At 69.7% G+C, this 3,734-nt stretch carries 4 protein-coding genes and 1 pseudogene; all 5 read left to right on the top strand.

The genetic code is table 11. The features are described 5' to 3' along the window. The coding region (locus tag G6023_RS12440; RefSeq protein ID WP_182635778.1) for an HpcH/HpaI aldolase/citrate lyase family protein at nucleotides 1–368 on the top strand (368 nt) is incomplete at its 5' end. Nucleotides 369–422: 54 nt separating this feature from the next. Beyond that, on the top strand, nucleotides 423–2,072 hold the full coding sequence (locus G6023_RS12435) for an AMP-binding protein (protein ID WP_132061588.1): 1,650 nt from the start codon (nucleotides 423–425) through the stop codon (nucleotides 2,070–2,072). Nucleotides 2,073–2,099: 27 nt separating this feature from the next. Next, on the top strand, nucleotides 2,100–2,876 hold the full coding sequence (locus tag G6023_RS12430; RefSeq protein ID WP_182635776.1) for a CoA transferase subunit A: 777 nt from the start codon (nucleotides 2,100–2,102) through the stop codon (nucleotides 2,874–2,876). Next, nucleotides 2,876–3,529, top strand: coding sequence for a 3-oxoacid CoA-transferase subunit B (locus G6023_RS12425; protein WP_069389900.1), 654 nt, complete (start codon nucleotides 2,876–2,878; stop codon nucleotides 3,527–3,529). The genes G6023_RS12430 and G6023_RS12425 overlap by 1 nt, the downstream gene beginning before the upstream one ends. Next, nucleotides 3,526–3,734 (top strand): annotated as a pseudogene (locus G6023_RS12420) (CPBP family intramembrane glutamic endopeptidase); the annotation flags it as partial. The gene G6023_RS12425 and the pseudogene G6023_RS12420, both read left to right, overlap by 4 nt.

The following is a 3,734-nucleotide window of genomic DNA, read 5'->3' as shown; positions in this document are numbered from 1 at the left end:
AGGCGGGGGAGTACCGCGACGTGCCCCGTCACGCCCGGGCGCGGGTCGCCCTCGCCGCGGCCGCGTTCGGTCGGTGGGCGGTCGACTCCGTGCACCTGGACATCGCCGACTCCTCCGGCCAGCGCGCCGAGGCGCTCGACGCCGTCGCGCTGGGGTTCGTGGCCACCGCGTGTATCCACCCGTCCCAGGTGGCGGTGGTCCGCGAGGCCTACGCCCCCGACGACGACGAGGTGGCCTGGGCCCGGAAGGTCCTCGCCGCCGCGGAACACAACCAGGGCGTGTTCCGGCTGGACGGTCGAATGGTCGACGGTCCCGTCTTCCGCCAGGCCGAGGCGACGATGCGTCGCGCCGCGGCCGTCGCCACCTGATACCGCAATCCCCACCCCGTGGGCCGTCCGGCCCCACCCCCAAGGAGTACCGAGATGACCACCACCGATCTCGATTCCACACCCCTCGACCCCGCCGGGTCCCACACGCGCGGAGAGACCGACGTCCCCCTGCTCACCCAGACGATCCCCGAGAACCTCGCGGCGACCGTCGAGAGGTTCGGCGACCGAGACGCGCTCGTCGACGTGCAGGCCGACCGGCGGTGGACCTACGCCGAGTTCCTCGCCGACGTCCGCCGTCTGGCCTCCGGTCTGCACCGCCTCGGCATCCGGGCGGGCGACCGGGTGGGCATCTGGTCGCCCAACCGGTGGGAGTGGGTGATGGTCCAGTACGCCACCGCCGAGATCGGCGCGGTTCTGGTCAACATCAACCCGTCCTACCGGGTCCACGAGCTGGAGTACGTCCTCAAGCAGGCGGGGATCAAGGCCGTCGTCGCCGCCCCCCAGTTCAAGGATTCCGACTACACCGGGATGCTCGCGCAGGTCCAGCCGAACTGCCCCGACCTCGAACTGGTCGTGCTCTTCGGCGACGAGGAGTGGGAGTCGCTGGTCTCGGGCCCCACCCACGCCGAGGAACTGGCGTCGATCCGCGCCGCACTGCAGCCGGGCGACCCGATCAATATCCAGTACACCTCCGGCACCACGGGCTTCCCCAAGGGCGCCACGCTCTCGCACTCGAACATCCTCAACAACGGGTACTTCGTCGGCGAGCTCGTCAACTACACGGAGGTCGACCGGGTGTGCATCCCGGTGCCCTTCTACCACTGCTTCGGCATGGTGATGGGCAACCTCGCGTGCACCAGCCACGGATCGGCCATGGTCATCCCCGCGCCCGCGTTCGACCCCGCGGCCTCGCTGCGCGCGGTGGAGCAGGAGAAGTGCACGAGTCTCTACGGCGTGCCCACGATGTTCATCGCCGAGCTCGCGCTGGAGGATTTCGACTCCTACGACCTGTCCACGCTGCGTACCGGGATCATGGCCGGCTCGCCGTGCCCCGAATCCACCATGCGTCAGGTGATCGACAGGATGAACATGGAGGAGGTCTCCATCTGCTACGGCATGACCGAGACCTCGCCGGTGTCCACACAGACCCGTCGGGACGATTCGCTGGACCGGCGCGTGTCCACGGTCGGCCGGGTCGGGCCGCACCTCGAGATCAAGATCGTCGACCCGTCGACCGGTGCCACCCTGCCGCGCGGCGAGGCCGGCGAGTTCTGCACGAAGGGCTACAGCGTCATGCTGGGCTACTGGGACCAGCCGGACAAGACCGCCGAGGCGATCGACCCCGAGGGCTGGATGCACACCGGCGACATCGGGGAGATGGACGACGCCGGCTACGTCCGCATCACCGGCCGCATCAAGGACATGGTCATCCGCGGTGGCGAGAACATCTACCCGCGGGAGGTCGAGGAGTTCCTCTACACCCACCCGGACATCCTCGACGCCCAGGTGATCGGCGTGCCCGACCCCAAGTATGGCGAGGAGCTCATGGCCTGGGTCCGGCTCAAGCCGGGACGCGACGATCTCACGGCCGAGGAGGTCCGCGAGTTCGCCACCGGCAAGCTCGCCCGCCACAAGATCCCGAAGTACGTCCACGTGGTCGACGAGTTCCCCATGACCGTCACCGGCAAGGTCCGCAAGGTCGACATGCGCAAGAGCGCGATCGAGATCCTCGGCATCGCCTGACCGCCCCCACACCCAAGGAGTGCGTGTATGTCCAGCAAGATCATGACCGCGGCGGAGGCCGTCGCGGACATCCCTGACGGGGCGTCCATCGCCGCCGGCGGGTTCGGCCTGAGCGGGATCCCGCAGATCGTCATCGAGGCCCTCGCCGCCCGCGACGTCGGGGACTTCGAGGTGTTCTCCAACAACGCCGGCGTCGACGGCAAGGGCCTCGGCATCCTGCTGGAGAGCGGCAAGCTCCGGCGCATCGTCTCCTCCTACGTCGGGGAGAACAAGGAGTTCGCCCGCCAGTACCTGTCCGGTGAGCTCGAGGTGGAGCTCACCCCGCAGGGCACGCTCGCCGAGCGGATGCGTGCGGGTGGGTCCGGCATCGGGGCGTTCTTCACCCGCACCGGCGTCGGCACGTTCGTCGCCGACGGCGGCATGCCGTGGAAGTACGACTCGGCCGGCGGGATCGCGGTGGCCTCCCCGCCCAAGGAGACCCGCGAGATCCGCGGCGAGACCTACGTGCTGGAGCAGGCCATCGAGGCCGACTACTCGCTGGTACGCGCCGCCGTGGCCGACCGCAACGGCAATCTCCGCTTCAATCTCACGGCCCGCAACTTCTCGCCGCTCGCGGCGGTGGCCGGCCGGGTGTGCATCGTCGAGGCCGAGAAGATCGTCGAGGTCGGAGAGCTCGCCCCCGACGACATCCACCTCCCGGGCATCTTCGTCCACCGCCTGGTGGAACTGACCCCGGAGCAGGTCGCCCGGACCAAGTGGATCGAGAAGACCACCACCAACCCGCCCTCGGAAGGACAGCGCTGATGAGCAGGATCGGACGCGACCGCAAGGCCATGGCCGCCCGCGCGGCCCTGGAGCTGGAGGACGGCCAGTACGTCAACCTCGGGATCGGCCTGCCGACCCTGGTCCCCAACTACGTCCCCGAGGGCGTCAACGTCACCCTGCAGTCCGAGAACGGGCTGCTGGGAATCGGCCCGTACCCGCACCCCGACGACGTCGACCCGGACCTGATCAACGCCGGCAAGGAGACCGTCACGACCCTCCCGGGGTCGGCGATCTTCGACTCGGCGATGAGCTTCGGCATGATCCGCTCGGGCAAGATCGACGTGGCCATTCTGGGCGCCATGGAGGTCAACCCCGCGGGCGACATCGCCAACTGGATGGTGCCGGGAGCGATGGTCAAGGGCATGGGCGGGGCCATGGACCTCGTGGTGGGCGCCCGCCGGATCGTCGTGGTCATGGACCAGGTCGCCAAGGACGGGTCCTCCAAGATCGTCTCCGAGATCTCTCTGCCGCTGACCGGGTTGGGCTGCGTCAACCGGATCATCACCGAACTGGGCGTGTTCGACCGCGACGCCGACGGCCTGACCCTGATCGAGCTCGTCGACGGGGTGACCCTCGAGCAGATCGAGGCGGCCACCGACGCGCCGTTCCGGGTGGCCGAGCACCTCAGGTGACCCCGCCGCCGCCGGCGCCGCCCGGCCTCTGGACCACACCGGTCCGAGGTCGGGCGGCGCTGTCGGCGTTGGCGTGGGTCCTCGTGTACGGGACGGGCCTCGTCGTCGTCGTCCTCATCGGTCTGGTCGCCGCGCGGACCCTCGGGACCGGCCGCCCCGACACCGCGCTCCTCGCTCTGGTCGTCCTCGCCGGCACCGCCGTGGC

The sequence above is a fragment of the Dietzia sp. DQ11-71 genome (assembly GCF_014144995.1).
GTDB classification, from domain to species: domain Bacteria; phylum Actinomycetota; class Actinomycetes; order Mycobacteriales; family Mycobacteriaceae; genus Dietzia; species Dietzia kunjamensis.
The sequence above is the reverse complement of the archived record's forward strand: the minus strand, read 5'-3'. Positions and strand labels throughout refer to the sequence as shown.